We start from the raw sequence: 3,344 nt of genomic DNA on the forward strand, positions 1-3,344 counted from the left end.
CTATGAAGGCGGGCAGGGCGAGCTCTATTCGAGCGCTCTGGTGATGCGGATAGGCGAGGGACCGGAAGTTCGATCGCCTGCGGATGGCAGCGCTCTCATCCCGCTCGATCTGATCCGCGGCAAGCGCTTCACCTTCAACAGCCTCGATTCCATGTCGGGCATCATTGCGCTGACGCGCGACCTGCAAGCGGCCGGCGAAGGCTTGGACATCTTTTCGTCGCGTAGCGAGAGCGGCGGTCACCGCGCTTCAATCGTCGCCATTGCCGAGGGCTGGGCCGATGTTGCAGCGATCGACTGCGAAAGCTGGGCGCTGGCGCAGCGCTTCGAGCCAGCAGCGCGGAAAGTCGCGATCGTCGGCTGGACCGGACGGCGCAAAGGCCTGCCGTTCATCACGGCGAGGGCAACGCCGGAAAAGACAGTCAGGGCAATGCGAGAAGCGCTTGCCGGACTATCCGAGCAGCCTCGTATCCAGCGGGTAGGTTGAGAGCTGTTCGTTGCCGGCCTCGGTGATCAGGATCTGCTCTTCGAGCTTGACGCCTTCGCGCCCGCCAAGCCGGCCGATATAGCTTTCCACGCACAGCACCATGCCAGGTTCCAGCACGCCGTCCGGCGTGTCCGATGTCCAGTCGCTGGCATGCGGCAAGGTCGGGTATTCATCGGCCAGACCGACGCCGTGATAGAGCACGCCGTAGCGCGTCGGGAAGCAGTCACCCGGCGGCACCGCCGAGGCTTCGACGAGGTCGCGAAACGAGATGCCTGGCTGCATCAGAGCCGTGTTGTGTTCGATCTGGTCGGCGGCGATGCGGAACAGGGCGCGCTGTTCATTCGACGGGTTTGCATCGCCGCACAGCCAGGTGCGCGACAGGTCGGCGCAGAAGCCGTAGGGGCCGATCAGGTCGGTGTCGAAGGCGACGAGATCGCCAGCCTCGATCTTTCGCGAAGAGCATTCCTGGAACCACGGATTGGTGCGCGGGCCTGACGTCAGCAGTCGCGTCTCGATCCACTCGCCGCCGCGCGCGATGTTGCCACGATGCAATTCCGCCCATAGCTCGTTCTCGGAAATGCCCGGCTTCAGCGCCTGTTCCATCTCGCCCATCGCCGCTTCGCAAGCGACAATCGCCCGGCGCATGGCGAGGATTTCGTCCGGCGATTTGATCAGCCGCGCGTTCTCCATCACGGCTTCGCCATTGCCGATGGAAATGCCGAGGCGAGCCAGCTCCTCGACGCCTTCGGGATTGATGTGGTCGACGGCGATGCGGCTGTTGCCGCTACCATATTCCCTGACCAAATCGGCTATTCCGGCGGCCCAACGGCGGACCTTTTGCTCGGTCAGCTCACCGCCATAGAGATACATCCACGACACCGCCGGCCGCACCTCGTTGACGACGCCGGAATGGTCGGACAGGTGCTCGCAGGAAAAATAATCGAACAGCACCACCGGGCCTTCAGTGGCGACAAAGCAATGCCGCGTCGGATTGTGCGCCACCCAAAGCTGCATGTTGGTGCTGTCGGTGGCGTAGCGGATGTTGACGGGGTCGTAGAGCAGGGCGCCGGCATAGCCGCGCCGCTTCAGCTCGGCGCGGATACGCTCCAGCCGGTATTTTCGCATCGCCGCCAGGTCGGGCGCGGCAATGCCTGCCGCCGCCCACTCAGCCTCGGTCTGCGGGCCATAGCCCAGCACATGCTGGTTGAGCGAACCCGCCTTCTGACGGGAGGCGTCGCGCAAAGCTTCGATCGAGCCCGGCTCGAACGGCATGATCTTGCGGTGGCGGCCAAAGCTGCCCTTCGGCCCCGCGCTGTCCATCGTCGAACCTCAGGTCCGCATCTTCTCGCCGCTCGGATCGAAGGGCGCTTCGACATTGATGCGGGCCGGGCGCCGTTGACCGAGGATCTCGATCTCGAACAGCCCGGCACTTTCGTCCTCGGCAAGCGCTGCGGGGATATAGCCCTGCGCCATCGACTTCTGCACATAATGCGCATAGCCGCCCGACGTGACCCAGCCGACCACGCGCCAGTCGCCGTCGACGATGCCGCGCACGGCGGATGCGCCTTCGGCAGCCTTGGAGCCACGTATTTCCTTGCCGCCCTTGTCGAAGCGCGGCGCGCCATAGCCATGCGGCTTTTCCACCGTGCCGTAGTCCTTGCTGACCTTGGCCCAGATCGGCTCGTCACCCATGACATCGGCGTCGGTGGCATCGACGATGAAGGAGACGCGGCGCAGCTTTGGCCCCTCGGCCTGTTCCTTGGCGGCGGCCTCGCGGCCGATGAAGTCATTCTTCTCGAGCTTGATGAAGCGGTCCATCGCGCCTTCGAACGGTCCATAGATCGGCCGCAACTCGCGGAACCAGGTCGGAAAGTTCTTTTCGAGGCGCATGGAGAGCAGAGCGCGCATGCCGAAATCGACAAGGCCGAATTCCTCGCCGGCGTCCTTGATCGCTTTGTAAACCAGGCGTTCGTAGGCCGGCGCCATCCAGATTTCATAGCCGAGGTCGCCGGTGTAGGTGATGCGGTTGACCATGCAAGGCGCCCCGCCAACAGCCATCTCGCGGAAATCCATGAAACGGAAGGCTTTTGTCGAGACGTCGACATCGACCAGTTTCTGCAGCAGGTCCCGTGATTTCGGCCCGGCGATCGACAGGCCGACCAGCGTCTGGTCGAAGCGGTGGATGCGCACCGTTCCGTCCTTCGGCAGGTGCTTCTCGAACCAGCGCATGTGGTATTTCTGCGCCGCCGAAGAGCCCCAGATCATGAAGCGGTCTTCTGCCGCCTTGGCGATGGTGAAGTCGCCGATCAGCTTGCCGAACTCGTTGAGCATCGGCGTCAGCACGATGCGGCGGGTCTTCGGCATGCGGTTGGTCATCAGCCGGTTGAGGAAATCCTCGGCCGCGGGTCCCGAGACTTCGTATTTGGCAAAATTGGCGATCTCGGTGACGCCGACGCGCTCACGCGTGGCGCGCACTTCCTCGCCGATCGGCCCAAAATCGTTGGAGCGATGGAAGGAGACGATATCCCTGGGTTCCTTGCCTTCAGGTGCGAACCAGAGCGGGGTTTCGAGGCCCCAGCTGTCGCCCATGACCGCGTTGTTGGCCAGCATCGTGTCGTAGAGCGGCGTCGTCTGCGCCGGACGTGCCGCCGGCAGTTCCTCATTGGGGAAGCGGATGGAGAAGCGGCGCGAATAGTTTTCCCGCACCTTGGCGTTGGTGTAGCGCAGGCCGGCCCATTCACCGAAGCGTGTAACATCCATGCCCCAGACATCGAAGCCAGGATCGCCATGCACCATCCAGTTCGACAGTGCCAGACCGACGCCGCCGCCTTGGCTGAAGCCGGCCATCACGGCGCAGGCG

3 protein-coding genes are annotated in these 3,344 nt (G+C 63.8%); 1 reads left to right on the plus strand and 2 read right to left on the minus strand.

Annotation, left to right across the window (positions count from 1 at the left end; translation table 11 throughout):
* A partial coding sequence (locus tag EN884_RS30400) for a PhnD/SsuA/transferrin family substrate-binding protein (RefSeq protein WP_164895250.1) occupies window positions 1-484 on the plus strand: 484 nt, incomplete at its 5' end.
* Here EN884_RS30400 and EN884_RS30405 read toward each other — a convergent pair.
* Together EN884_RS30405 and EN884_RS30410 are read right to left on the minus strand one after the other, a co-directional pair.
* Complete coding sequence (locus EN884_RS30405; RefSeq protein WP_128360927.1) at window positions 449-1,804, minus strand: Xaa-Pro peptidase family protein; 1,356 nt, start codon at window positions 1,802-1,804, stop codon at window positions 449-451. The two genes, EN884_RS30400 and EN884_RS30405, sit on opposite strands and share 36 nt — an antisense overlap.
* A gap of 9 nt (window positions 1,805-1,813) precedes the next feature.
* Window positions 1,814-3,344: glycine cleavage T C-terminal barrel domain-containing protein (locus EN884_RS30410; protein ID WP_281034852.1), on the minus strand; the 1,531-nt coding region annotated here is incomplete at its 5' end.

This window comes from Mesorhizobium sp. M7A.F.Ca.AU.001.01.1.1 (assembly GCF_004022735.1).
GTDB lineage: Bacteria > Pseudomonadota > Alphaproteobacteria > Rhizobiales > Rhizobiaceae > Mesorhizobium > Mesorhizobium ciceri.

Coding starts and splice junctions, on each gene's coding strand:
- EN884_RS30405 (WP_128360927.1), bottom strand. CDS start 1,804: ATGGACAGCGCGGGGCCGAAGGGCAGCTTTGGCCGCCACCGCAAGATC.